This is a genomic window from Streptomyces sp. NPDC107521, from assembly GCF_055598485.1.
In genome coordinates, this window is sequence record NZ_JBVKAT010000009.1 from 252,922 (window position 1) to 277,642 (window position 24,721).

Here is a 24,721-nt window from a genome sequence, read left to right on the forward strand (position 1 = left end):
CCCGAGCCCCGCTGCCTGTGCAATGGTACATGTCACAGGTCAGTCGTGGCCATGCCAATCACGCACATCGCCGGCGTCCCCACCGGCCGACGGCAGGGCCTCCTTCTCCCTGACGCGCGACCTGCCCGTCCCTTCGGTCATGCCCTCACCTGAACCGATCCCCCATGGGAGGCACCGTGAGAACCACCCTCGCCCGGCGCGGTCCGGGCGCGGTACTGCCCCTGGCCCTCGCCTGGGCCCTCGGCGCGGCCGTGCTCGCCGCACCGGCCGAAGCCCGCGCCGACACCCGGGCCGACGCGGTGGCGGCACCCGCCGCCTCCCCCGCGCGGACCCTGCCGTCCGCGCGCCCCGGGCCGACCGTGCCGGGGCCCGCCGCCGCGACCGGCGGCACCGACCGCGCGCACACCGGCGCCGGACGGCCGGCGGCATCCCTCATACCCCCGCTCCCGGCGGACAGCGCAGCCCTCAGACGGCCCTACGACCGCGCGACGGCGCCCCCGCCCCGTCCCTCCGCCACGGCGGCCCCGTCCGCCCGGCGGGGCACCGCGACACGAGCCGCCGCGGCCTGCGACCCGGCGGACTTCGCCGGACGCACCGGCGCCGAACTGGTCCGGCGCGTCCAGGAGTCCCCCACCGACTGCGTCAACTCCCTCTACTCACTGACCGGTTCCACCGCCTCGGACGCCTTCCGCGAGGCCCAGACGGTCACCGTCGCCGACGCGCTGCGGGACGGCTCACCCCCGTACCCCGGGAACGCGAGCACCGGCACCGACACGCCCGCCAACCAGCCGCCGGTCGCGGCCTTCGACGTGACCTCGCTGGGGCTGACCGCCACCTTCACCGACCGGTCCACGGACGCCGACGGCGGTGTCGTCTCCCGCTCGTGGGACTTCGGCGACGGCACCACCTCCACCGCCGCGAACCCGGTCAAGACCTACGCCACCGGACGCACCTTCACCGTCCGGCTGACCGTCACCGACGACCGGGGCGCGACCGCCACGGTGACCCGGCCCGTCACCATCGGCGCCGACAACGGGACGGTGGCCGAGTGCCGCGATCCGGACACCCGGATGCTGGGCCGCGACTGCCGCCGCGGCGACCGCTCGGCCCGCGCCGGTGAGCTGGACCACCTCTACCTCTTCGTACCGGCGGGTGTGGACCGGCTGACGATCGTCACGAACGGCGGCGGCGGCGACGCCGACCTCTACTACAGCTCCACCGGCTGGGCCACGCCCGCCAGTCACACCGCGAGCGCGACCGGCAGTGGCAGCACGCACACGCTGACCGTCACCGGTCTCCGGGCGGGCTACCACTACATCAGCCTGTACGGGGTGACGGACTTCGGCGGGGTCTCCGTGATCACCCGGTACTGACCGCCCGGTCCGCCTCCGGTCCCGTCCCCGGGGCGACCCGGGGACGGGACCGAACGGTGGCAGGACCGAACGGTGCCGCGCGCGGGGTGGGCGGCACCATGGGCGCGGCCGGGGGCCGTTCAGAGGGTGATCGACGCCAGCCGGGCACTCGTCGGCCTCGCCCCTGCCCCGTCCGTCGTCGTCCGGCTCACCGCCCAGGTGTGCGCCCGACCGACTCGGCGGGCGCCGCGGCCGGGGCGATCGGGCGGGGCGTCCGGCGTCCGGGCAGGCCGTCCGGAATGCGAGACGGCGTTGCCGGGGCGCGCCGCCCGTGCCAGCATCCGGGCCATGCTGCGTCAGCTCATTACCGGCCGCGGCGTGTCGGCACCGAGGTGACCTGGAGGCCATCCCTTCCAGGCGGCTCACCGCCCGCACGCAGACCTCTCGCACTCCGCGAGGGGTCTTTTTGTTTTCGGCATCCGCACCAACGGCCCCACCGGGCCGGCAGACCACGACAGGAAGCATCCGCCATGACCCACCACGACGCCACCGCGCCGGTCCTCGCCCTCCCCCGCCCGGAACACGGCACCCCGTCGCCCGGGGCGGAGCGGGCTCCCGCCGACGGCCCGTCGCCGTCCGGAGTGCCCGGGGCCCCGTCCTCCGTCGGCCGTCCGGCGGGGACACCCGCGCCGGCGCCCTTCGCGGCGTCCGGCCCGGCCGTCCGGTTCACCGTGACCGTCCGGCACAGCGGGGAGGCGCTGGGGCGGCTCGCGAGCACGCTGCGGGCCACGCGGGTGCGGGAGTTGAGCTACGCGGTGTCCGGTGCGGCCCGGGCCGTCGCCGTGATCGTGGTGCCGCGCGCCGACGCCGACCGGGCCGGGGCACGGCTGCGCCGCCTGGTGGACGTGCTGGCGGTCGCCGAGGCACCCGCCGGACACTGACGGCGGCTCCCGCCGATATCGCCGACCCTTCGGAGCGGTCCGCCTCAAAGGACGGCAAAAGAAGGGGACTTCGGCATCCGATCGGAGCGACCGGCCCCGGCCGCCGTACCCGGGCCGGCCCTCCGGTCGCGACGATCAGCGGTCGCCTCGCCCAGTACTGCGACGGTGCTTGCTGTGACCGGTGGCCAGGTCGCCCGTTGGTGTGGCTGTTGGTGACCCTGCCGGTGTCAGGGTGCGGGCGGGGGAACTGGGCGCAGTGCATGAGCGGTTCGTGCACCGGTTCAGCAGGTCGGAGCCGCGTGAGTCGGCACCGGCCTCCACGCGGAGGCTGATCGCTCCACTGCAGCGGAAGAACGGCGGGACGCCGGCAGAACCCGGCCACGCGGGTCCGGACCGCATCCACCGGATGCTGAACCGGATCGGGTGGGACGCCGAAGAGGTGCTCGACGATGTGTGCGTCACTACGTGGCCGACCACCTCGGCGACCCGGACGCCGTCCTGGTCCCACTGCCCCCTGTTCCTGAGCCACCCCTGCGGGCGGGCACATGGCACAGGTCACATGGCTCAGGGCACAGGATGGATCGGTATGCCCCTGGGCGAACCGGACGATCAGGCGAAGCGGTTCGACGAACGTCGCGAAGCCCCCGGCCCGCCACCGGACGTGAGGGCCGGCCCTGCGGCACCCTTGGACACTCGGAAGCCGGACAGCCCTGGAAGCGTGATTGTCCTCCGGCCTCCACAAACCAGATCCCGGGCCGAGAGCGATATTCTCCGGAGAAACCGTCATGGAGGAGGACGCACGCCCTCTCTGCGCCGATGTGAATATCTGATGCCGCGACGGGAGAAACCGTGTGCCCCACGGGCGAGGCATTCGGAGCGCGTCCCCAAATCCGCGTCGTCCCGGAGCACGGCCAACCGCCCTGTGCTACCATGGCGGCCAGTTGCAGTAGTGGTTCCCAGAGCTTCAATTGTCCTCACCGAATTTTCATCCCGGTGAGAGCGTTTTGGTTTCCGGTTTCTTTCCGGAGGGGGCAATCATCACGGCGACGCTGTGCCCGCACAGTGCGGACACAGGGCACCGCCCCAAAGGAGATATGACATGGCTACCGGCACCGTGAAGTGGTTCAACGCGGAAAAGGGTTTCGGCTTCATCGAGCAGGACGGCGGCGGCGCTGACGTGTTCGCCCACTACTCGAACATCGCCGCTTCGGGCTTCCGCGAGCTGCAGGAGGGCCAGAAGGTCAAGTTCGACGTCACCCAGGGCCAGAAGGGCCCGCAGGCGGAGAACATCGTTCCCGCCTGACGTCGACACGTCACACCGAGCTGGGGCCCGCGCCTGAAGGGTGCGGGCCCCAGCTCTGCTGCTTCACGGATTTCCCCTTCCGCAGCAATTGCTTCGCGGACTGCGGGAGCACCCCGCCCGGGTCGGCGAATAGCCCCCAATGAATCACGACGGGGAGAAGGCCGCCATTTGTCGCGGCTTACGGATCTCTTCGGACAGCCCCTTTCCCCGTCGCGACAACGGGAAGTTCCATTCTTCTCGATTTCTTTTCTTTTCACCGGTTCGTACTTGCGATTCTCCCTGCGGATCACTGCTGCGGGAGTTCCTCGATGCGTGCCGTATCGAGGAAGGTTTCGCATGAAACGCACCACCCGCACCCCCCGCACAAACGACCGCTACTCCCGCACCGGTGGCTCCACCGGTTCCTCAGCGGGCGGCAGTTCCCGTTCGCACTCCTCGCGCTCCTCGGGCGCGGGCCGCTCCGGTGGCCGAGGGCGTCGTCCCGCGCCGCAAGGGGAGTTCGCGCTGCCGGTGACCGTCACGCCGGCACTCCCCCCGGTCACGGAGTTCGGCGAGCTCGACCTGCCCGCTCCGCTGCTGGCCGCCCTCGGCGCAGAAGGCGTGACCGTCCCCTTCCCGATCCAGGCGGCGACCCTCCCCAACACGCTGGCCGGCCGGGACGTACTGGGCCGCGGCCGCACCGGCTCGGGCAAGACCCTGGCCTTCGGCCTGGCGCTGCTGGCCCGCACCGCGGGCAAACGCGCCGAGCCCCGGCAGCCGCTGGCCCTGGTCCTGGTGCCCACGCGGGAACTGGCCCAGCAGGTCACCGACGCGCTCACCCCCTACGCCCGGCCGCTCACGTTGCGGATAGCCACCGTGGTCGGCGGCATGTCGATCGGTCGGCAGGCCAGCGCCCTGCGCGGCGGCGCGGAAGTCGTCGTCGCGACCCCGGGACGCCTCAAGGACCTGATCCAGCGCGGCGACTGCCGCCTGGACCGAGTCGAGATCACCGTGCTGGACGAGGCCGACCAGATGGCCGACATGGGCTTCATGCCCCAGATCACCGAACTGCTCAACCAGGTGCGCCCCGGCGGACAGCACATGCTCTTCTCCGCCACCCTGGACCGCAACGTCGACGTGCTGGTGCGCCGCTACCTGACCGACCCGGTCGTCCACTCCGTCGATCCCTCGGCCGGTGCGGTCACGACGATGGAACACCACGTGCTGCACGTCCACGCCACCGACAAGCACACCACCACCATCGAGATCGGTGCACGCGACGGCAGCGTGATCATGTTCCTGGACACCAAGCACGCCGTCGACCGCCTGACCAAGGATCTCCTGCGCAACGGTGTACGCGCCGCGGCGCTGCACGGCGGCAAGTCCCAGCCCCAGCGCACCCGCACCCTGCAGCAGTTCAAGACCGGGCACGTCACCGTGCTGGTGGCCACCAACGTCGCCGCCCGCGGCATCCACGTCGACAACCTCGACCTCGTCGTCAACGTCGACCCTCCCACCGACCACAAGGACTACCTCCACCGCGGCGGCCGCACCGCACGCGCCGGGGAGTCCGGCCGCGTCGTCACCCTCGTGATGCCCAACCAGCGCCGCGACATGACCCGGCTGATGGCCGACGCCGGCATCACCCCGCTCACCACCCAGGTGCGCGCCGGCGATGCCGAACTGAACCGCATCACCGGCGCCCGGACCCCGACGGGCGTCCCCGTCACCATCACCGCACCGGCCCCCGAACAGCCCAAGCGCCGCCCGTCCGCGTCACGCGGCCGACGCAGCGGGGCCGCCCAGGCCCGACGCGCCGCCGCCACACCACGCAAGACGCCCCGCGCCTCCGGTCGGCAGACCTTCGGCACAGCCACCTGAGGGGCCTGCCACCGCCCACCAGACCCGCCCCCGTGATCCACGGCTCCACGTCAACCTGTGAGGCATCATGCGCTGTGTCATCGCCCGTTTCCCCTTCAACTTCATCAAGAGCGAAGTGCTGGAATCGATGAAGGACGTCAAACCCGAGGCCGTGACCGGCGAGTCCGTCATCATCGGCCGCCGCACCTACCCGGTCAAGCAGGTCGGTGAAATCCTCACCGGGCAGGATCGCCGTGACTTCTCCGCCGCCGAGGTCACCCGGGCGATGAGCCGCCTCGGTTTCACCTGCCGCCCCGCCCCCGAAGCCACCCCGGCGCCGGCCCTCACCAAGCTCCAGACGGCGGCAGCCCTGCTGGGAACCCCGGCTTCCGCGTAACCGACGCGAGCACGTGCCCCGGGGCTCGCGGCCTCTGCGCAACCCGGACAACCCGCGAGCACCGGTGTGCACACCGGCGACCGGTCCCGGAGTCACGGGGACGCCGAAGGCACGGCCGGCGGAGGAATGCGCGCCGGGGCCGCTACGCCCCCGGTACCAGGCTGGGCCGGCGACCCCGGCCTCGGCCCCCCCCTGGGGCCCACGTCGTCAAGACCCGCAGCGCCCCGGCCGGGCCGCCCGGCCTTCCACGGCGGCCTCCGGGTGGACTCCACTCCCGCCCGGCCCCACCGCCGTCCGCGCGCGGGGCGCGGGGGCGCGGTGCAGGTCACCGTGGCCGCTCGTCCCCGGCGGCGGCCCCGTGCGCGGTGCGCCACGGGTACGGCCGGCCGTCGGGGTACCGCCATGGGCGGGAGGGGCGGCGGCTTCGGCCGGACGGGGCTCCGCGGCACACGGCCGGGACGCGTCGGCAAGCTCCTCCAGGTGCTCCTCCCGCTCCGGCGAGAGGCGAGTCCCCCGTCCGGGCGGCGGACGGACGGCGGTGCGCGCGGCCTCGCTCCTGCGGCACCTCCCCCCGGGCTCGGTGGCCCGACGGGCAGGCGGCCGCCCTCCCGTGGGGACGCCGGAAGGACGACACGGCCCACGGCAGGATGACCCGGGTCAGCCAGGGAGCGGCCCAGGAACTCGACGCCGTGCCGGTCACCGCACTCCGAGAAGGATCAGGTCGCACCCGCCCACGAGGGCGGCTCCGGTTTCCACCCGCTGCTGTGCTTCCTGGCCCACACCGGAGAGGCACCGGATACGTACCTTCCTCTCGGTCGGATGCGCCGTCACCGAGCCGGTCCGCCGCGCCGTCCGTGTCATGCCCGACCGCTTCCGGCGTCCCGCCCTGGACCAGCGCGGGACGATGCCGATGGCGCCGAGACCGCCGGGCTGACAGGGACGGTCGATCTGGACGGCCATCCGGCCGCCGCCCGCATCATCGTGCGCCCGGAACGACCGCACCCCGGCGCACGGTCTGCTGCAGCCTCTGCCCCTCCTGGTCCGTCAGCCCGCGTACACGGACGGGCTCAGCCACCGTGCCTCCAGCGCTCGGATCGGACGTCACCGCACATCCGACCGTCACGACCACCAACCCGGGTGAACCTTCCTGGTCAGAGCACTGGGCGCGGGACTCCTCGGACTGCGCGCGGTCAGGGAAGCCCGATTGGTGCCGGTCGTAGCTGACAGAAGGAGTCCGCATGCTCAAGGCGGTCGTGGTTGTCGGCTCCAGGGCCGGGGCCGACCCCGGCAATTGACTCTGAAGCCGATTCGAGTTCCCACACCAGCTCATCTTCGTCTGCCTCGAGATACGCACGCCATCCGCCGACATCGCCGCCGCTGTACAGCGCGTCGGCAACAGCTTCCAAGTAGGCCGCCAAGCCCGGCCAGCAACCGTTCCCACCTGGGATGAAGTTGCCGGGGCGGCCCCAGGCACTGCCGAGTCGCCCCTGCTGGGGACCAGGACGCATGTCGACCACCCGGTGTGGATGCTCCCGATTCGCCCAAGGGATCCACAACGAGTGCCAATAGGGCTCGTCCTCCCCCTCGTTCGGTTCAAACGCGTCGAAGAACTCAGCGTCCTCCATGACCATTCGCCGAGTCCGAGCGATCTCGGATGCCGACAGCAGATCCGCACCGGGTAGGACGCCGGCTCCCCGGGCAAGAGCGTCCTCAGTCGCACCGTTGTGGCACCGCAACGACTCGACCAGGTCGGCCGGGAGTTGCAAGCTCATTGCCCGCTCGGCCTCAGCGATCCCGGCGGGGTCGGCCGGGCCGTTCAAGCCGGCTGCGCTCTGCGGCGCATGCGCGGCCAACCACACATCGATGCGAGCCCAGGACCGCGATACCGCACCCGGCCCGGATTCCTGAGAAGAACTCATCTCCCTAACACCAACCTCGCCGTTGCCGAGATGAGGCCGGAAGCGGGAAGGAAGCCCGGGAGTGCCTTTTGAGCCGGGACGATGAACCTTTCCAAAGGGTTCTGCCAGCCCGGACGGAAGGCCCATTCTGCGTGCAGGGTATCGGTTCTGGTTCCACGCTCCACGTCTCCACTGACGGTTCGGGGTTGGTCGGGTACACGGGCGTACGTCTGCCGGCGGATCTCGCCGATGCCACCGGTCCACCGCAGCCTACTCAACCGCGCTCGTGGCGCGGCCCGGGATGCCGCCTCGTCAGGACCCCCGGCCCCGACGCCGCACGGGGCACGGAGCACTGACGGGCACCTCCGCCAGGACCGGGACCGCGCGCCGGACCTCCTTCAGGAACCCGGCGCGGCCTTGGGCCCTGGGCCGTATGGGCGTGCTTGGCTGCGACTCTCCCGACGACGTCCGGCACGAACATGGTCAGTCCAACGGAGCTGTTGGATCCGAGTACGGGACACATTGCTCAGCTGACCTTTGATCCCGAGGTCCGGTCTGACACGCAACATGACCGACTGAACTGGATGCCGGATTTACCCTCAATAGCCCGCAATGGTGGAGTCTCAGTACATGCAGGCGACTGTGAAGTCGACAGCGGCGACTCAGTCAGAGATGAGATCACTGTCACATGATCATCTATATTTACTCATCGTGACGTCTCGGGTTGAATCAGTTGCCAGGCTCAACTGGTCCTACAGGAGGGCTATTTGATGACCGGCTTAACGATGGCCCGCGCAGCCAAGCGTGCCATGATCATCGTTACGGCAACGGCAGCGGCAGCTGTCGGCGTTCTGGCGGTGCCCGCTCAGGCGGCATCCTGGTCCAGCTACATCAGCAACGCCGGAAATGACTTTGAGTCACGTCGCTGGACCGACACCGGCGGCTCCACGACGATCGATTTCACCGGCTGCAGCAGAGGCTCCAGTCCGAAACTCGTGTACGTGATGCTGCGCAAGGACACCCTCGGGCCTGACCCGAAGTACGCCAACGCGGCCTACACCAACTGCTTCAACCCCGGCGCCACATCGAGTGGTACGTGGGCTGACCACGGCAGCGGCGACTACTACTTCGTGATCGACTACGGGTCCAACGTCTACGCCCCCGTGTCGGTCGCTTCGCTGAGCGTCTCCTACTGATCGGCGGTCCGCCGGGCCCCGCGGCACACCGTGCTGCGGGGCCCGGCGCACAGAAAGGCTTCCCAATGTTGTTGTCAAGCCACCACTGTGACCGTCGGTGCAGCTTGATAGCACGTTCCGTCATGGATTACGGCTCACAGGACATTGAGCCGACGGCAGGCGAGCGTCGGCAGCGCCTGCTCGTGCTCGGCGATCTCCTCGCCGAAAGCCATCACTCGCATCGCGCGGCGTACCACCATGGCGGCGGCCAGCTTTTCGCTGGGCAGGGCCGTGTGCTGCGGTCCGGCAGCCTCCACCGCCGCCCCGGCGAGGTCTGCGGCGCCGCGGATTTTGCGGTTGCTCAGCCAGGTCTCGATGTGCTCCCTGCCACTGCGGCGGATCGTCGCCGGGGTCTGGTAGCCCGTCGGCAGCACAAGGGGGCTCTTGTTCGTCAGCTCCGGTTCGCGCCCCAACGCCGCAATCCTGTCGGGTGGTTGGACCCATGGCCGGTCCATCTGATGAGTGCGGTCACATCTCGGGGCGGTGCGTCGGTCGGGCAGGTTGCGCAGGTCCACGGTGATCTCGTCGCCGGGCCGCAGCCGGCCCGGGCCGCAGCGTATGCGAGCCTGGTCGGCGATGACGAAGGCGTCCTCGGTGTCCGTCTTGCCCTCGCCCCGGCAGGAGATCGAAGGAGAGTGCAGGGTCAGACTGGTGATACAGACCGTCGACTGGTCGTGCCCCGGCAGCAAGCCGATCAGCTGGGTGGGTTCCACCGTGGGTTGAGGTCCACCGCCCACAGCACATCGTTTTTGAAGGCCTTGAGGTCCCCGATCAGTTCCAGCAGGGTCGTCTCGTCGTTCAGGATCCGGCGGGACGGCAGCCGTTCGCCGTCCGCGTCGATCACCACGCAATGATGATGTTCCTTGCCGATGTCCACTCCGGCCCATGTCCAGGAGCGCCCTCCTCTGCCGGCTCGTCGCGCGTTCACAGCCCGGCAGGCAACCTCGCCGACGTTGCCCCATGCAGCGGTCGAGCCGCATCTCCCCACTGGTGGTCGAGTCGCCGCGGGGCTCCGGGCGGCCAAGCGCCTTCAGCGATCCGGCGACACCATGACAGCCATACCCAGAGCTCCTGGGTCCCGCTGATCTTACGAGTGACCAGTTCGAACCCACGACAAGAAAGTAGGGCCGCCCATGACTCTCACCTTCCGCGAATGCACCTTCCGCTACCGGAGAGGTCGTGACGTCATCCAGGGTCTCAATCTGGCCTTCGCCTCTGGAGCCACCGTTCTCCTCGGACCCAATGGAGCAGGCAAGAGCACGCTGCTGTCACTCGGAGCAAGCGCACTGCGCCCACGGTCCGGAGATGTGACGTTCAACGGCCTGAGCCCGTGGAACCGCAAACAGTCCGCGGCCTACCGCACAGCAGTGGCGTGGCTCCCGCAGAAGCCGTCGTTCCTCTCAGGGATGACCTGCCGTCAGCACGTCACCTATGCGGGTTGGCTCAAGGGGATGACACAGCACGATGCGTCGAGCGCGTCCGGCGAGGCACTGGAACGAGTGGGCCTTGCTAGGCAAGCAGACCGGAAGATCAGTGATCTGTCCGGCGGGCAGCAGCAGCGTGTCGCAATCGCTCAGGCCCTCGTCCATCGCGCCAAGGTCCTGCTCCTTGACGAACCCACCGTTGGCCTCGATCCGAAACAGCGAAGATCTTTTCTCCAGCTCATCGCATCACTGCGGAGCGAAACACATGTGATCGTCTCTACCCATGACATCGCCGACATCAGCGAAGTCTTCAGCGACGTCGTAGTATTCAATGCCGGAAAGGTCCTGTTCAATGGACCTGTTCCTTCGTTTCTTGCCTGTTCGGGAACCCAGAATCGCTCGGAACGCGCTGCGGAATACGCTTACACCGCTGTCCTCGAAGGAGGATTCCGGTGATCATCCAGCATCAGCTGCGGCGTTCGGCGGCTCCATGGGTCATCCTCCCGGCTGCCCTGTTCGTATACCTGTATATGCAGAGTGCGGTGTTCACCGTTCCGTCCCACTACGGAGTCGAGTCGGGTGAGAGTACGATCTACGCTCTGGCCACGATAGCTCCGGCTGTCGCCGCATGCGCCGCATGGGACTCGGGACGTATGCGGCCCGTGCGGCACATGTTGACCACATCCGCACGGTCACGATGGTCGCTGATCCTGTTTATCGGTACTCCCATCGCCGCACTGGGAGCTGCCCTTCTCGTGCTCGCCGTCGTGCTGGCATGGATCAACACCGGAGTACTTCCTTCCGGAGCCGGATGGACCGCACTGGCACACATGATCGTTGTTCCTGCCGAGTGGGCTGTGATCGGTTGGTACGTCGGCGGACGTCTCCCCAGGAGTATTGCCGCGCCGGCCGCAGCAGCCCTGTGTTGGGCTTGGCTGACGATGCCACACGCCATGTCCAATGCATGGCTGAGGCACCTCGGCGGGTTCATCGACGGAACATCCACCATCACCGATGTCCACCTGCCCCAGATCTACTTCGTGCCATGGATCTTCACCGGCTGCCTTGTGGCTGTCGCATGGCTCCTCACCCGTACCGGCTCCCGCCGTGTCTTCCTCCCTGCCGGTGCAGTTGCCGCAGCAGCAGCACTCCTCGTCGGACACACCGCAGTCAGCGGATGGGGTTACGGCAACCCGGCAACCATCCGTGCCGTTGAATCCGTATGCTCCGGAACCGCCCCCCAGATCTGCGTTCCGCCTGAGTACCGTTCCTACATTCCGCAGATCCGCCGCAGTACCCAAGGTCCACTCGGCGCTCTGGTCGCCGCCGGCGTCACACCTCCGAAGCGGATGGAAATCCTCTCGCCGTCAGTGAAGCTCGCACCGGGCATATGGCGGCTGCACTGGTCACTCCCTGCCGTCCACCAACAGGCCATTCACCACACGGCAGCTGATGTCATGGCAATATCAGCCGTCGAGGGAACGTCGGCCCAGCACGGAAAGCAGTCCTGCGCAGGTCCGTCCGCTCCAGAACTCGTGTGGGCCACTGCTGTCGCAGGAAACAAGGACGCGGTACGCCGGGGAACCGCTCCGCAGCTGTGGAGTCTGATAGGCCCAGTCCTTGATGAACCAGTGGATCAGCAGTCCGCCTGGTTCACGCAGCAGGTCCTCAACCACGCCTGCCCAGCGCAGGGGGCGCGATGAGACTATATATGATATCAGTGCGGAAATGGTGGACCACAGCTGCGGCCATCATCTTTATGGCGGTGGTATGCCAACTTTCGGGCAGGAGCAGTATCGAGTTGCCCGCACTCAACGGCAGTGGCGTCACGCCTTTGGCCTACTTCACTCCCCTGCTGGTGTCTTCCGCGGTCCTGTACTGCCTCAACCGACGCGCCGATCACATCGAAAGAACCGCGGCGGTTGCCGTCGCTGTGATCGATGCGGCCTTCGTGGCGTCCGTCTTCGCTCTGTGTCTGACAGCTGGTTTCGTCACGGGCTTCGACACCGCCCGCAACGTCATACTGCTGACCTGTATCGGTGTCCTGATCGCCCAGGTGGGTAACAGTGCATCCGGTATCGCCACGGGCATGATGCTGCTAATCGCCTGCGTCGTCGCGGGACGTGGCCCGGCAGGAAGCCACGCGTGGTGGGCTGTCGCCCTGTATCCGTCGAGCAGTGTTCCTGCGTGGGCCCTGGCTGCGGTACTGCTGGCAGCCGCGGGCATCCGGTTCGTCAAAAGCTCCGGGAAGCCGTAGCCCTTACTCCCCGGCTACTGAGCTTGAACTCGGGATGTCGTGCTGCTGATCAGGCAGGTCGGATGGTCAGGCCGGTCTCGGTGAGACAGCCGTCTATGAGGTGACTGCGGTACTGGATGTGCCGTAGGCCGCGTCGGATGCGCTGGTCGAGGTGTTCGGGGGTGCTGAAGGCGACGTTGGAGAGCCAGCCGCGCCGCAGGAGGGACCAGATGCCTTCGACGGGGTTGAGGTCGGGTGCGTAGGGCGGCAGGTAGTAGATGGTCAGCCAGTCCCGGGTTTCGGCGAACTCCCGCAGGCCGGCGGCCTTGTGGACGTTGAGGTTGTCCCAGACCACTACGATCGGGCCGCCGAGCTGCTGGTGGGCGGCGATCAGCAGGTCCCGGTAGTCGCGCCAGGAGAAGCTCTTGCGCCCGTCACGCCGGCCGTCGTCCCGGCGCGGCCGGTAGATCAGCCTTGAGCGGTGGCCGGGTTTGTAGCAGGTCAGCGCTGCGATGGAGATCCGTCTGCGGGAACGTCCGCGGACCCGCACCACCGGGGTCCGGCCGCGCTGGGACCAGGTTTTCGCCTGCGGCGGCGTCATGGAGAATCCGGCTTCGTCCTCGAAGACCAGCCAGGCTCCACGGGCCGCCGCGAGCCTTCCGCGCATGGCCACACCTCTTTGACCCACCCGGCGACAGCATCGTCGTTGCGCTCCATGGCGCGTCGGGCCGGGACCTGGCAGGACCATCCGTTACGCACCAGGAGCTTGCGCACACCCTGGATCGTGTAGGTCAGGTGGAAGCGCCGGCCGATCACTGTCTTCACACGGCTCAGAGTCCAGCGTTGGTCCTCCCAGCCGTGCGCGGCCGGCCCCTTGGCCAGCTCCGCCTCCAGTTGCGTGAACTGCTTCTCGCTCAGCCTCGGCAGCGACGCCGGCCCCTGTGACCGCAGAGCACGTGGACCGCCCTCGTCCCATGCCTGTCGCCATCGCTGCACCGAGCGGACGCTGACGCGCAGGTCTTTGGCGATCATCGAGCTCGCCTCGCCCCGGGTGAACCGCTCGGCCGCCTGGAGCCGTAACTCCTCGCGGAACTGCTGGCGTTCGGAGGTCAGCCCGCCCCCTTGTGGATACCGCATGCCTCCGGTGATACCGCAGCCAACGGTCAGCCGTCAGCCCCTACAACACCACGAGTTCAACCTCAGTAACCGGAGCCGTAAAGGCCATGCCATGTCCATACCAGCCGACCTTCTTCGCGCCCGGGAGGGACCGAAACGCACACCTGGCGTCGTCGGCCGGGTCAGCAACCGGCCAGTACCTCGACCAACGCCCGCACCGGCGCGCTGCCGATCCGTCGGCGCGGGTCACGCAAACCTTCGCCGACGGACAGACCATTGGCATTTTGGACAGGCCCGCGGTCAACTCGTCCCAGACGAGGCGATAGCCGACCTCGGGGAACAGGCACATCGCCAGCAAGAGGTAGACCTCGATCCGCGACGGGAGATCACGCAGCCGCTGCTGCACCGTCCTCGCCTCCGCAAGGGCCGCGTCCACCAGCTCGAACGGCACGACGGCGGTCGGTTCCCCCAGATGCCCTGGAACCAACCGGCCCGCAACCACGGTGACCGTCTGAGTGATGGCCGTCAGTGGAGACGGCAGGACACAATGACGGGGCAACGGAGCTCCTTCGGCACAAGCTGTCCTGGTCGACTGCCTGAACCAACGAGCTCCGTTGCTCTGCGTCGGGAGTCCTTCAACTTGCCTGCGCGACCTGCGAAAACGCTAACCACCCGGCCTTGGACCCTACCTCCGGAAGTACGGACATCCGGCTCTACCTCGCCGTAGCCGAGAGCCGCTGGAGGCAGCAGTCGAAGGCCTCGGTCCCTCCCTCTCCGTCGAGATGTCCGCGCCCCTCCCCACGGCCGATGATCCCCGCCGCGAGGCCGTTCAGCATGAAGCAGATGCCGACCAGCTCACCAAGGAGGAGCGCGGGGCCGTGACCGCCAAGGCACTGGAGAGTCAGGCCAGCGGCACCCCGCACAAGGACGCCATGACCAAGACATTCACCTACACCCGCTAGGGCGTGTTGTGAAAGTGCTGGTCACAGCCACTCGTTGATGGCTGCGACCAGCACGGTCGCTTCGCAGCAGACGGCGAGTCTGTCCTACCGGGTGGCGACCGGCCCGGTGGCGCTTGAGCCGGTTGATCCCGCACTCGACCGCGTGCCGCTGCTTGTAGTCGTCCTTGTCGAACTTTGGCGGCCGCCCGCCACGCGATCCGTGCTCGGGCGGTTGCGGATCTGGTCCGCCAATATCGGGATGATGGCCTTGACCCGGATGGCTTCCTGGATCCGCTCGAACTGCGGGATGTCGCCCCGCTGCCCGGCCGTGATCACCATGAACAAGGGCTTTTGCCCCTGCTCGATCACGAGATGGATCTTGCTGGTCAGCCCGCCGCGGGAGCGTCCCAGGCCGTGGTCGGCCGGCTCGACGAAGATCGCCGGGCGATTCCTTCTGCAGGTTCCCCTTACCGCCGCTCCGGCGGCGTGCTGGTGGGCCCGGCAGAACGTGGAGTCGACGTTGACATCACAGGTGATCAGGCCCTTCGCGTCCGCCTCGGCCTGGAGCCGAGTGAGGATCCCCGCCCAGGCGCCGTCCCGCTGCCAGCGCAGGAACAGGTCATAGACCCGGTGCCACGGCCCATAGCGTTCGGGCACGTCCCGCCAGGGAGCACCGGTCCGGGTCCGCCGTCGTATGCCGTCCATCAACTGCCGCCGCGTCCACATCTGCGGCCGAACCGGCTTGATGCCCTCGGCAGCAAAGGCTCAAGCCGGCCCCACTGGCCACTCGTCAGATCCCCACGTCCCACAGGACGTGATCATCAATGAACAAGATCCACTTTTGCGACAGACCGTAGTCGCTCCGTGCCGGTAACGCCCCCGGACCGTGTGGGATTCCGGCCCCTTGCACCGGCTCCGCCCCCATGGCCCCGGGCGGATCAGCTAGGTCTGATCGCGCTCCGTGCCGTAAGTGCTACCGCACGGCCCCGGACCGCGCCACACCGCCGTGCGCTCCGGGCCGGGGACGGCCACGGCCCGGGACACCGCGCGGGGCACGGAGCACTGACGGGCACCTCCGCCGGGACCGGGACCGGGACCGCGCGGGCTGAGGGCCGGTGCCGGAGGCCGGCGCCAGGGACCGGGGCCGGAGCCGGGGGCCCGAGGCCGTGCGGTCGTATCTCCGGTCCCCGCGCGGACGGCCGTCCGGACCGGGACCGCGGTGGTCGGAGTCACGTGTCCGGGCACAGTGGGCCAGGGGCACGGGTGGGCCAGGGGCACGGTGACCGGCGTCACCTGCGCCGTTGCTCCGTCCGGCCCCGTGTTCCCACCCCCGCGCCGGGGCGGGCCCCCAGTGCACGGGGCAGGGGCTCAGATGACACTTGTGCGGACGGCCCTCGTGTAGTGGGCTGTCCCGCATGACCAAAAAGAGCATGGCGGCCCTCACCGCGGCACTGGTCGCGGCACCGCTCCTGGCGAGCATGCCGGGCCAGCGCGCGGTCGCCGCGGATTCCGGCGCCGATCGCGCCCCGCGCCAGACCGAGTCGTCCCTCGTCCACGGGGTGGACCTCGACACGGTGACGATCCCCGAACTCCAGGCGCGCATGAACCGCGGCTCGCTGACCTCGTCCGCCCTCACCCGGGCGTACCTGCGGCGCATCGAGGCCATCGACCCGAAGCTCAACTCGGTGCTCCACACCAGTCCGACCGCCCTTCGGGAAGCCGCCGCCAGTGACTCCCGGCACCGCCGGGGAGCCTCGCGCGGACCGCTCGACGGCATCCCGGTCCTGCTCAAGGACAACGTCGACACCCGGGACATGCCGACCACCGCCGGGTCCCTGGCGCTGGCCGGGAAGCCCCCGGCCAAGGACGCGGAGCTGGTGAAGCGGCTGCGCGCGGCGGGCGCGATCATCCTCGGCAAGGCCAACATGTCCGAGTGGGCGAACTTCCGCGCGGCCCGGCCCACCTCGGGCTGGTCGGCGGTGGGCGGCCAGACCCACAACCCGTTCGTGCTGGACCGCAACCCCTGCGGCTCCTCCTCCGGTTCGGCCGCGGCGCTCGCGGCGTCGCTGGCGCAGGTGGCGATCGGCACGGAGACGGACGGCTCCATCGTCTGCCCCGCCGGGATGAACGGCGTGGTCGGCCACAAGCCCAGCCTCGGGCTGGTCAGCCAGTCGGGCGTGGTGCCGATCTCCGCCGAGCAGGACACGGCCGGCCCCATGGCGCGCAACGTCATCGACACCGCGCTCACCCTCTCGGTGCTCGCCGGCCGGGACACCGCGCGCCCCGGCCACGGGCCCCGCTTCTCGGAGGCGGCGCTGCGCCCCGGCAGCCTGCGCGGCAAGCGGATCGGCCTGTGGCGGCTGCCGCTCGGCGAGGACGTGGACGCGCTGATGACCACCACCGCGGACCGGCTGCGCGCCGCCGGCGCCACCGTCGTCGAGGTGACCCCGCCCTACCAGGTGCGGCTGGCGGAGCTGGAGTTCCCGGCGCTGCTGACCGAGTTCCACCGGGACATCAACGCCTACCTGGCCACCCGCAACGGACCCCGGGACCTGGCCGCGCTGATCGAGTTCAACCGTTCCACCCCGGCCGAGCGGACCTGCTTCGCCGGGCAGGAGCTGTTCGAGCAGGCGCTGGTCGCCCCGCCGGTCACCGACCCCGAGTACCGGGCCGTCCGGGCCGAGCTGAAGGACCTCTCCCGGCGGTCCATCGACGAGACGATGCGCGCCCACCGCCTGGACGTCATCGCCGCCCCGGCCAACCCGCCCGCGTGGACGACCGACTGCGCGCGCGGCGACGACGACGTCATCCCGTCCTCGACCCCGGCCGCCGTCGCCGGCTACCCGTCGCTGTCCGTGCCCGCGGGCTTCATCGGGGAGCTGCCCGTCGGCCTGCTGCTGATGGCGGGTGACCGCCAGGACGCGGAGCTGCTGTCGCTGGGCGCGGCGGTCGAGCGCCGGCTGGACGCCTGGCAGGCGCCCCGCTACCTGCCCACCCTGCCGTAGCCGGTCCCGGGTCCGCCGCCGGTGGCGACGGCCCGGCCGGCGGCGCCCGCCCGTCGGCCCGGCCGGCGGACGGGCGCCGTCCGTCCCTCCCCGGTCCCGGGGCCGTCCCTCCCCGGTCCCGTGCGTCCGTCGCCGGGTCCTCTCGGCCGTGCGTGCCTCCGTCCGCCGGGTACCCGTCCGCGCCTCCCGTCCGGGGCGCGCGGGCCCCTGGCGCGGGCGCCCCGGGAATGGGGGCCGACCGGCCCTAACGGCGGCGGGCCGGGCACGGGGAGCATGGAGGGATGTTGCACAACGACGGCTTTCGCTCGCTGGACCGGCAGGAGTGCCTGCGTCTCCTGGCCAAGGTGCCGGTCGGACGGGTCGTGTACACGAGGCAGGCCCTGCCCGCGGTGCTGCCGGTCAATTTCGTCCTGGACACCGACGCGTCGGTGCTGCTGCGGACCTCGGCCGGATCGGACCTCGTACGCGCCGTCGACGGTTTCGTGGTCGCCTTCGAGGCGGACGAGTTCGACATCGCCAGCCGCTCCGGCTGGAGCGTGGTCGTCACCGGCCCGGCCGCCGTGGTGACCGATCCCGAGCGGCACGAGCGGCTGCTGCGGACCGGCCCCCATTCCTGGATGCCGATCCGCGACGACGTCTTCGTCCGGATCGAGGCCGCGATGGTCACCGGCCGCGAGCTGACCGACCTCAGCGGGGGCCCCGGCTGAGCCGCGGGAGCGGCTGTCGCGGCACCTCCCGGTCCTGCTCGGGGCGTGCCGCGGAGGCGCGCGGGGTGCGCCCGCCGTCGGGGCCGTAGCCGAAGCGGATCAGCAGGTGGGGGCAGTGGCGGCGGCGGGGTTCGCCGACCGCGGCCCGCAGGTCAGGCCACTCCATCGCCTGGTGCAGCATCGAGGTGCGCACCCCGTGCCGGGTGGCGACCAGCAGCGCCCGCTCCAGGGCCTGGCCGGCCCGCAGCCAGTCCGTCCGCCGGTCGCGCGGGGTCCACAGCAGCGCCACCTGGGCGTGCCGCTCGAAGCGCAGCGCGGGCACCCTCAGCCCGGTCACCGGGCCGGTGAAGTCCCGCATGGGCATGCGTCCGGTGGTGTCGCGCGGGCCCAGGGAGGTGAACGGGATGCCGTAGCGGGTGTCCCGGCCGGGGGCGGTGATCCAGGCGCGGGCCTCGGCGCTGCGGGCCGGGTCGGCGGCGTTGCGGGCCTCGGCCAGCGCGGTGAGCCGGAGCAGCCGGCGGGTGCCCGCGTGGCCGGGGACGTCCAGGCAGGCGCCCTCGGCGCGGACGGCCGCGGCCATCCCGGAGACGATGTCGTCCGGTACCGGGCGGCCGGTGAACGGCATCCGGCTGGTGTGGCGCCGGGCGACGGACTCGTAGAGGTCCCGGTACGGCGCGGAGGCGGCGCCGGCTGCGCCGGTGAGGCGGACGGTGGCGAGCAGGTCGGGGTCGTCCCGCTCGGGCAGGAGCCGTGCCTCGGTGGCCCAGCCGAGGTGGGCCGCGGCGACCCGCAGGTTGAAGACGGCGGCACCGACGGAGAGGTACTGGGCGCGGAGCAGCGGGTCGGAGACGGGCAGGCTGCGGCCCCGGTCGGCGCGGACGTGGAGGGTGCGGCTGCGGGCGTCCAGGCCGAACCGCCACGGCTGGGTGTTGTGGATGGACGGGGCCGCCACGGCCGCGTACAGCAGTGTCTCCAGGGCTGTCGCGTCGACTTCCGGCGGGCTCGCGGTGTCGGCTTCCGGTGTGCTCATGGCGGCTCCTCACAGACTGCCGGGTATCCCTCGGATCCCTCTGCATGGCCCCAGCCTCCGCCCCGGGACGCCCCGTCGGCGAGGGCTCAGCGGGCCCTATCCCGGGGCCACTGGTCCCCATCGGCGGACTGTGGGCGGGGAGCCCGCGGCTGGGGTCTTTCGTCTGGATCGGGCCGGATCAGGGGGTGGGGTCCGGCGCCGTGCGTCGCGAGGCGGAGGAGGGGGGTCAGGGCGGAGCCCCCGGCGACCGACGACAACGCGGCGAGGTGCGGCGCCAGGGCCCGCGAGCCCGGCCTGATCCAAACGAGAGGCCCTGTCCCGGGGACAGGGGAACCCGTGGGGAGTGCGGGGCGCCGGTCATGGCCGGGGGCGGGGGCGATGGTCCCCGGAGCGGGCGGGGGTCCGGGCCCGGACGGAGCCGTGTCCGGGCCCGGACGGATGCGGCCGGCCGCTCGGGGACCGGCAGAACGGTCGCTCGGGGACCGGCAGGGCGACCGCTCAGGTGACCGGCAGGGCGGTCGCGAGCAGGACGACCCCGACGGAGCCGACCAGCGAGGCCACCGCGAGCGCGCGGGCGAGGCCGGGGCGGCCCTTGGCGTGGGCGAGGCCGTGCGCCGAGGCCAGCAGCATCACGACGGCGAACAGGCCCAGCTTGGCGGCCAGGGTACGGCCGTAGCCCGGTTCGGCGAGCGAGGCCCAGGTGACGCCCTTGTGCCACGCGATGGCCCAGCCGGTGCCCAGTTGCAGCGGCAGGAACAGGGCGCCGGTCAGGATGCCGAAGCGCCTGCCGACGTCGGCGGCGAAGCGGTCGCGGGGGCCCGGCTCCAGCAGCCGCCGGGCCAGCGGCAGCACCAGCAGGGACAGCGCCAGTTGGCCGCCGACCCAGAGCACCGCTCCGGTGACGTGCAGGAAGCGCACGAGCTGCCAGGGGCCCACGGTGTCCGTCACTCGGTCCTCCCGCGATCCGTCGTCCGGCCCGTGCCGCGCATGTCAGCGCACCTCGACCGTGCCGCGCGCCCCGCCCTCCGCGCGGCGCATGTCGTGGTCGACGAGGGAGTAGTGTCCCGCGGCGGGGAACACGGTCTCCACGAAGCCGCCCTGGGCGACGGCCAGGTCGAGCGCCTGGGAGCCGCCCGGACCGTCCGGCCGCAGCAGATGGGCGCCCTCCTTGTACACGGTGTCGAAGACGGTGCCGACGATGTGGAAGGAGACGCCGTCGCCGGGTCCGGCGGCGACCACCCAGAAGCGGACCCGTTCCCCGGGGCGGGCGGTGAGGGGGGCCGCGGCGTACTGGACGGCGACCCCGTTGAAGGCCCAGGCGTCGGGGGTGTTCCGCCGCATCCGCGCGACCTGGCCGGCGCCGCCCGGGGTACCGAGGTAGAGCTGCGAGGAGACCAGGACGTACTCCCGGTCCACCTCGGCCAGTCCGGGCGGATCGATGATCACGGCGCCGTACATGCCGTTGCCGATGTGCTGGAGCATCGGTGTGGTGCCGCAGTGGTACAGCCAGGCTCCGGAGTGCTCCGCGCGGAAGCGGTAGACGAGCCGCTCGCCGGGGCGGAGGGTGCGCATGGGCCGGTCGGGCGAGAGCGCCCCGGCGTGGAAGTCGATGCCGTGGCCCAGGGCGGGGTCGTCGTTGACGAGGGTGATCTCGAAGACGTCGCCGATCCTGCCGCGGAGGGTGGGGCCGGGGGCGGTGCCGCCGAAGGTCCACCGCTCCTGGCGCACTCCGGGGGCGACCTCCACCGTGGCGCGCACGGCACGCAGTTCGAGCCGGTGCACCCGGGCGCGGGGCGCGGCGGGCAGGACGGCGGAGCGGGGGCTCCAGCCCCGGCCGAAGTCGGCGCCGAGGTCGAGGGGGGTGGGGTCCCCGGCGGTGGCGGTGTCACCGGTGTGCCCGGTGTGGGCCCCGGTGTCCCCGCCGCCGTCGGCGTCGACCCGGGTGGTGCCGGTGACGGCGATGTCCATGGTCATCCCGGCGGCGCGGTGTCCCGGCAGGGTGCACCAGGCCCGGCGGTCGGCGGTGATGACGCCGAGGTCGAGGGTGCGGGACTCGTTGTCGCCGAGGAGCGGGGTGGCGGGGCCGTCCTCGACCCTGAGGTCGTGGCGCCGGGCGTCGCGGTTGGTGACCTCCAGCCGCAGGGCGGTGCCGGGGGCGACCTCGACGCGGGCGGGGGTGATGCGCAGGGAGCCGAGGGTCACGGCGACCGTGCGGGTGGCGGTGGCCCGGACGCCCGGCGCGGTGCCGGACGCGGCCGGTGAACCACCCTCCGCGGGGCCGCTGTCGGCGACGAGCACGGCGAGGACGGTGACGAGCGCACCGGCGGCGGTGCCGATCAGGGCGGGCAGCCGGGAGGGTCCGGCGTCCCCCTGGGCGCGGCCGGCCAGGACCGCCACGACGAGGGCGAGGAACACCACCGCGGCGGCGGCCGCGCCCACCGCGCCGAGGGTGGCGGCGGGGGCGGGCAGCGGCAGGACGAGCAGGGCGACGGCGGCGTTCATGACGGCGAGCCGGGGCGCCCAGGCCCGCTCCAGCACGGCGCGCAGGGACTCCCGGTGGCGGGGTCCGCCGGACAGGACGACCGGCAGCAGGTAGGTCAGCGCGCCGATGAGGACCTGGGCGACGAAGCCGAGCAGCAGCACCGGCACCAGCGCGTCGGTCCCGGCCCGGCCGTCGTCCGGGGAGCGGGTGGCGAGGACGGCGAGGTCCAGGAGGAGCGCGGCGGCCAGCCATCCGGCGGAGGCGGCCAGCGACCAGGCCGCCGCCCGGGACACGGGCCGCCGGCCGCGCCGTACGGTGCCCGCGAACAGCCGCAGGACGAGGACGACTCCGGCGGCGTAGAAGGCGGTCCCGGCCACCGGCACGGCGCGCCAGAGGGCCGGGACGGAGCCGCCGGGGGCCGCCGCGAACCCGGCGACGGTGAGGGCGAGGCCGCCGCCGGTCAGGACCAGGACCCGGCGGGCCGCGGCGGTGGTGCCCCCGTGCACGCGGACGCCGAGGACGGTCGGCCAGAGCATGAACAGCGTGCCCAGCGCGGGCAGTCCGATCCAGCCGAACAGGGTGACGTGGAGGTGGGCCAGCCGCAGCCCGGCGTACCGGTCGGCCCCGGCGGCGCCGGTGGCCAGCAGGGCGCCGAGCACGGCACCGGCGACGAGGGCCGCTGGGGCGGCGCGGTAGAAGGCGGCGACGGGGACGAGCCGGCCGCCGAGCGCGCCCCGGCCCAGCCGGACCAGGGTGACGGTGTGGGCGACGAGGACTCCGACGACCAGCGCGCAGGCCGCCGTGGTCAGCGCGGGCAGCTCGGCTCCCACCCCGAGCAGCACCCCGGCGGCGCCGAGGTTGACCCCGGCGAGGCGCAGGACGCTCCAGCGCCGGTCGGGCAGGCGGGCGTGCAGCATCGCCACGGCGAAGTGCTCGCTCCACACCAGGATCGCGGTGGTGGCCGCGCCCAGCAGGAACAGGTGGACGGCCAGCCAGCGGGCGAGCGGCCAGGAGCCCTGGGTGGTCGCGGCGAGCAGCGCGAGACCCGCCCAGGCGGCGACCAGGACGTGGGCGCGCAGATGGCGGGCGCGGACACCCCCGCGCGCGGAGCCGCCGGAGGCGGCGCTCCCCACGGAGGCGGCGGGGCCGGGGGCCGGGCCCGGCGGATTGTCCGGGACGCCGTCCGCGGGCTGGACCAGGGGCAGCCGTCGACGCCCGTCCGGCCGGGGGACGTCCCCGCTGCCGTCGGCGCTCCCGGCGCCGCCGGTATCGCCGTCGTGGTCGTTCTCGTTGGCGGTGTCGCCGTCGTTCACGGGGCTCCTCGCAGGGCGGCCGGCCGGTGGCCGGCGGCATCCGGCACAGCCGTGTCCGGGGCGGCCGGGGACGGTACGGCGGTGACCGACGCGGCCGAGGACGGTGCGGCGATGACCGGGGCGTGGGTGCCGCGGGTCGACGCCGCGGAGGGCCACGGCCGGTGCGCGGGGTGCGCGCCCCCGCCGGGAATCGCTTCGTCGCCGCCGGAGGCCGGGTCCGTCCGGCCTCCGGCACCACCGCGCGGTGCTCCCGCGCCTTCCGCGGCCCCGGCGGACCGGCACGGCGCGGCGTCGGCCACCGGGCCGGTGCCGGGGCCGGTCCCGGCACGCGCGGCGGCGGAGCCGGTGGTGGTGCCCTCACCGGGAAGGGGCAGGGCGCCGGAAGGGGTGCCGTCGCCGGGGGCCGAGCGGGAACCGTGACCCCGGACGACGCCTTCACCGGGGGCGGTGCCGGGGACCGGGCCTGGATGGCGGCCCCGGGCGAGGCCGTCGCCGCGGGCGGTGCCGTCGCCGCGGACCGGACGGGAACCGTGACCCCGGACGACGCCTTCGCCGGAAGCGGCGCCGGGGACCGGGCCTGGATAGTGGCCCCGGGCGAGGCCGTCGCCGCGGACGGTGCGGGAGGCCGGGGCGATGCCATCGCCCGGGACGGTGCCGGAGGCCGGGTGGGAATCGCAGCCCCGGTTGCCGGGCCCGGGGGCCGGAAGGCGGGCGGTGCCGGGAGCGGTGCCGAGGGCCGGGGCGGTGCGCCCGTCGGCGTGCGGCATCCCGCCGGACCCGGGCCATGGGTCCGGCGGGACGTCCGTCCGGGGAGCCGTACCGTGCGCGGCCCCACTGCCCGCGCACGGTACGGCTCCCCGCTCCGGAGCCGGAGGGGCCTCGCGGCCCCGGTCCGGTGGCCGTCCGCGGGTGCCGTCCCGGGTCGTCGCGTCCCCGGGGGCCCCGCGGCCGGTCACCGACCGCTCCGGCGGTTGCGTCCGGCCACCCGGGAGTCGGGGCAGACGTGGCCGACGGCCGGACGCCGACCGAGGCGGAGGATGTCGCAGACCGGCCGCCGTGCCCGTCGCGGCCAGGGGCGGGGGATGGCTCCGGGCCGGGACTGGTTGCGGTGGTCCATGTGCTGCCTCCGAAATCGATCAGTGCCAGCCTGCACCGGTCGGGGCGCCCGGCACAGCGCCGAGCGGCCCTCATCACAGGGCCATTGGTCCCTGGTGCGACGAGCGGGGGCGGGGGCGGGGCGGGGCCTCACGGCACCCGGGCGCGGGCGGCCTGTTCGCGTCGCCCGGCGCCTTCGTCCCGCCCGACCGGGCCGCGCCCGCCCCGGCGTGCCCGGCCCGCCCCGCCGCCCAGGAGGACCCCCGTGAGCGCCTCCGGCACCGGGCCGCCGCTCCGGGTCGCCCTCCCGTACTAAGAAGTCATCTCATTTGGCGAGTCTGCGGCAGCAGATGAGAGTGCAGGCGATGCTGGTGAAGGCGATGAAGTGGTCGGCCTTGCGTTCGTAG

General features: G+C 72.0%; 20 protein-coding genes and 2 pseudogenes. 13 read left to right on the plus strand and 9 right to left on the minus strand.

Annotated elements, in window-relative coordinates; all coding sequences use genetic code 11:
- The first annotated feature begins 176 nt into the window (after positions 1–176).
- The 6 genes and pseudogenes from ACZ7LB_RS16650 (at position 177) to ACZ7LB_RS16675 (ending at position 5,832) form a co-directional block, all read left to right on the plus strand.
- Complete coding sequence (locus ACZ7LB_RS16650; RefSeq protein WP_471468834.1) at positions 177–1,373, plus strand: M9 family metallopeptidase N-terminal domain-containing protein; 1,197 nt, start codon at positions 177–179, stop codon at positions 1,371–1,373.
- Between the two features lie 509 nt (positions 1,374–1,882).
- Positions 1,883–2,293 (plus strand): hypothetical protein, encoded by a 411-nt coding sequence (locus ACZ7LB_RS16655; RefSeq protein WP_471468835.1) that lies wholly within the window; start codon positions 1,883–1,885, stop codon positions 2,291–2,293.
- A 202-nt stretch (positions 2,294–2,495) separates the two neighbouring features.
- Positions 2,496–2,797 (plus strand): annotated as a pseudogene (locus tag ACZ7LB_RS16660) (IS701 family transposase); the annotation flags it as partial.
- A gap of 595 nt (positions 2,798–3,392) precedes the next feature.
- Positions 3,393–3,596, plus strand: a complete 204-nt coding sequence (locus ACZ7LB_RS16665) for a cold-shock protein (protein WP_471468836.1) — start codon at positions 3,393–3,395, stop codon at positions 3,594–3,596.
- 336 nt (positions 3,597–3,932) lie between these two features.
- Positions 3,933–5,456, plus strand: a complete 1,524-nt coding sequence (locus ACZ7LB_RS16670) for a DEAD/DEAH box helicase (protein WP_471468838.1) — start codon at positions 3,933–3,935, stop codon at positions 5,454–5,456.
- A 67-nt stretch (positions 5,457–5,523) separates the two neighbouring features.
- Positions 5,524–5,832 carry an SCO5918 family protein gene (locus tag ACZ7LB_RS16675; protein ID WP_471468839.1) on the plus strand — a complete coding sequence of 103 codons (309 nt, stop codon included), beginning with the start codon at positions 5,524–5,526 and terminating at the stop codon, positions 5,830–5,832.
- Positions 5,833–7,022: 1,190 nt separating this feature from the next.
- Here the strand turns inward: ACZ7LB_RS16675 and ACZ7LB_RS16680 are convergent.
- The gene (locus ACZ7LB_RS16680; RefSeq protein ID WP_471468840.1) at positions 7,023–7,751 is read right to left on the minus strand and encodes an SMI1/KNR4 family protein; all 729 of its coding nucleotides are present in this window, start codon (positions 7,749–7,751) and stop codon (positions 7,023–7,025) included.
- Positions 7,752–8,731: 980 nt separating this feature from the next.
- Between ACZ7LB_RS16680 and ACZ7LB_RS16685 the strand changes: the two genes are divergently transcribed.
- The gene (locus ACZ7LB_RS16685; RefSeq protein WP_471468842.1) at positions 8,732–8,926 is read left to right on the plus strand and encodes a hypothetical protein; all 195 of its coding nucleotides are present in this window, start codon (positions 8,732–8,734) and stop codon (positions 8,924–8,926) included.
- A gap of 134 nt (positions 8,927–9,060) precedes the next feature.
- Here ACZ7LB_RS16685 and ACZ7LB_RS16690 read toward each other — a convergent pair whose 3' ends face one another.
- The gene (locus ACZ7LB_RS16690; protein WP_471468844.1) at positions 9,061–9,678 is read right to left on the minus strand and encodes an IS110 family transposase; all 618 of its coding nucleotides are present in this window, start codon (positions 9,676–9,678) and stop codon (positions 9,061–9,063) included.
- Positions 9,660–9,842 (minus strand): IS110 family transposase, encoded by a 183-nt coding sequence (locus tag ACZ7LB_RS16695; protein ID WP_471468846.1) that lies wholly within the window; start codon positions 9,840–9,842, stop codon positions 9,660–9,662. The genes ACZ7LB_RS16690 and ACZ7LB_RS16695 overlap by 19 nt, the downstream gene beginning before the upstream one ends.
- Before the next feature lie 256 nt (positions 9,843–10,098).
- Between ACZ7LB_RS16695 and ACZ7LB_RS16700 the strand changes: the two genes are divergently transcribed.
- Genes ACZ7LB_RS16700 through ACZ7LB_RS16710 form a run of 3 tightly spaced genes read left to right on the plus strand, consistent with a single transcriptional unit; the run spans position 10,099 to position 12,646 of the window.
- Positions 10,099–10,845, plus strand: a complete 747-nt coding sequence (locus tag ACZ7LB_RS16700; protein WP_471468848.1) for an ABC transporter ATP-binding protein — start codon at positions 10,099–10,101, stop codon at positions 10,843–10,845.
- Positions 10,842–12,092 carry a DUF7224 domain-containing protein gene (locus tag ACZ7LB_RS16705; RefSeq protein ID WP_471468850.1) on the plus strand — a complete coding sequence of 417 codons (1,251 nt, stop codon included), beginning with the start codon at positions 10,842–10,844 and terminating at the stop codon, positions 12,090–12,092. The genes ACZ7LB_RS16700 and ACZ7LB_RS16705 overlap by 4 nt, the downstream gene beginning before the upstream one ends.
- A 17-nt stretch (positions 12,093–12,109) precedes the next feature.
- Positions 12,110–12,646 carry a hypothetical protein gene (locus tag ACZ7LB_RS16710; RefSeq protein WP_471468851.1) on the plus strand — a complete coding sequence of 179 codons (537 nt, stop codon included), beginning with the start codon at positions 12,110–12,112 and terminating at the stop codon, positions 12,644–12,646.
- Between the two features lie 49 nt (positions 12,647–12,695).
- Here the strand turns inward: ACZ7LB_RS16710 and ACZ7LB_RS16715 are convergent.
- Positions 12,696–13,762, minus strand: a protein-coding gene (locus ACZ7LB_RS16715; RefSeq protein ID WP_471468852.1) for an IS630 family transposase whose coding sequence is annotated in 2 segments (ribosomal slippage) — positions 12,696–13,316 and positions 13,319–13,762 — 1,065 coding nt in all. Because the reading frame shifts where the segments join, the coding sequence is not laid out codon by codon here.
- A 40-nt stretch (positions 13,763–13,802) separates the two neighbouring features.
- The gene (locus ACZ7LB_RS16720) at positions 13,803–14,192 is read right to left on the minus strand and encodes a transposase domain-containing protein (protein WP_471468853.1); all 390 of its coding nucleotides are present in this window, start codon (positions 14,190–14,192) and stop codon (positions 13,803–13,805) included.
- Between the two features lie 331 nt (positions 14,193–14,523).
- Here ACZ7LB_RS16720 and ACZ7LB_RS16725 point away from each other — a divergent pair, with 331 nt between their 5' ends.
- On the plus strand, positions 14,524–14,703 hold the full coding sequence (locus ACZ7LB_RS16725) for a hypothetical protein (RefSeq protein ID WP_471468855.1): 180 nt from the start codon (positions 14,524–14,526) through the stop codon (positions 14,701–14,703).
- A gap of 21 nt (positions 14,704–14,724) precedes the next feature.
- Here the strand turns inward: ACZ7LB_RS16725 and ACZ7LB_RS16730 are convergent.
- Positions 14,725–15,491: pseudogene (locus ACZ7LB_RS16730) on the minus strand (IS5 family transposase).
- A 606-nt stretch (positions 15,492–16,097) separates the two neighbouring features.
- Between ACZ7LB_RS16730 and ACZ7LB_RS16735 the strand changes: the two are divergent.
- Positions 16,098–17,687: an amidase gene (locus ACZ7LB_RS16735; RefSeq protein WP_471468857.1), complete on the plus strand. Its 1,590-nt coding sequence runs from the start codon at positions 16,098–16,100 to the stop codon at positions 17,685–17,687.
- A 281-nt stretch (positions 17,688–17,968) separates the two neighbouring features.
- Positions 17,969–18,394, plus strand: coding sequence for a pyridoxamine 5'-phosphate oxidase family protein (locus ACZ7LB_RS16740; protein ID WP_471468858.1), 426 nt, complete (start codon positions 17,969–17,971; stop codon positions 18,392–18,394).
- Here the strand turns inward: ACZ7LB_RS16740 and ACZ7LB_RS16745 are convergent.
- The 3 genes from ACZ7LB_RS16745 to ACZ7LB_RS16755 form a co-directional block, all read right to left on the minus strand.
- The gene (locus ACZ7LB_RS16745; RefSeq protein WP_471468860.1) at positions 18,375–19,424 is read right to left on the minus strand and encodes an Acg family FMN-binding oxidoreductase; all 1,050 of its coding nucleotides are present in this window, start codon (positions 19,422–19,424) and stop codon (positions 18,375–18,377) included. The two genes, ACZ7LB_RS16740 and ACZ7LB_RS16745, sit on opposite strands and share 20 nt — an antisense overlap.
- Before the next feature lie 498 nt (positions 19,425–19,922).
- Positions 19,923–20,372 (minus strand): hypothetical protein, encoded by a 450-nt coding sequence (locus tag ACZ7LB_RS16750; protein ID WP_471468862.1) that lies wholly within the window; start codon positions 20,370–20,372, stop codon positions 19,923–19,925.
- Between the two features lie 42 nt (positions 20,373–20,414).
- Complete coding sequence (locus ACZ7LB_RS16755) at positions 20,415–23,219, minus strand: multicopper oxidase domain-containing protein (RefSeq protein WP_471468863.1); 2,805 nt, start codon at positions 23,217–23,219, stop codon at positions 20,415–20,417.
- Between the last annotated feature and the right edge of the window lie 1,502 nt (positions 23,220–24,721).

What these genes read in the sequence shown, in the direction of transcription:
- ACZ7LB_RS16655 (WP_471468835.1), top strand. Translation starts at nt 1,883, where the DNA reads ATGACCCACCACGACGCCACCGCGCCGGTCCTCGCCCTCCCCCGCCCG.
- ACZ7LB_RS16665 (WP_471468836.1), top strand. Translation starts at nt 3,393, where the DNA reads ATGGCTACCGGCACCGTGAAGTGGTTCAACGCGGAAAAGGGTTTCGGC.
- ACZ7LB_RS16670 (WP_471468838.1), top strand. Translation starts at nt 3,933, where the DNA reads ATGAAACGCACCACCCGCACCCCCCGCACAAACGACCGCTACTCCCGC.
- ACZ7LB_RS16675 (WP_471468839.1), top strand. Translation starts at nt 5,524, where the DNA reads ATGCGCTGTGTCATCGCCCGTTTCCCCTTCAACTTCATCAAGAGCGAA.
- ACZ7LB_RS16680 (WP_471468840.1), bottom strand. Translation starts at nt 7,751, where the DNA reads ATGAGTTCTTCTCAGGAATCCGGGCCGGGTGCGGTATCGCGGTCCTGG.
- ACZ7LB_RS16700 (WP_471468848.1), top strand. Translation starts at nt 10,099, where the DNA reads ATGACTCTCACCTTCCGCGAATGCACCTTCCGCTACCGGAGAGGTCGT.
- ACZ7LB_RS16725 (WP_471468855.1), top strand. Translation starts at nt 14,524, where the DNA reads ATGTCCGCGCCCCTCCCCACGGCCGATGATCCCCGCCGCGAGGCCGTT.
- ACZ7LB_RS16735 (WP_471468857.1), top strand. Translation starts at nt 16,098, where the DNA reads ATGACCAAAAAGAGCATGGCGGCCCTCACCGCGGCACTGGTCGCGGCA.
- ACZ7LB_RS16740 (WP_471468858.1), top strand. Translation starts at nt 17,969, where the DNA reads ATGTTGCACAACGACGGCTTTCGCTCGCTGGACCGGCAGGAGTGCCTG.
- ACZ7LB_RS16745 (WP_471468860.1), bottom strand. Translation starts at nt 19,424, where the DNA reads ATGAGCACACCGGAAGCCGACACCGCGAGCCCGCCGGAAGTCGACGCG.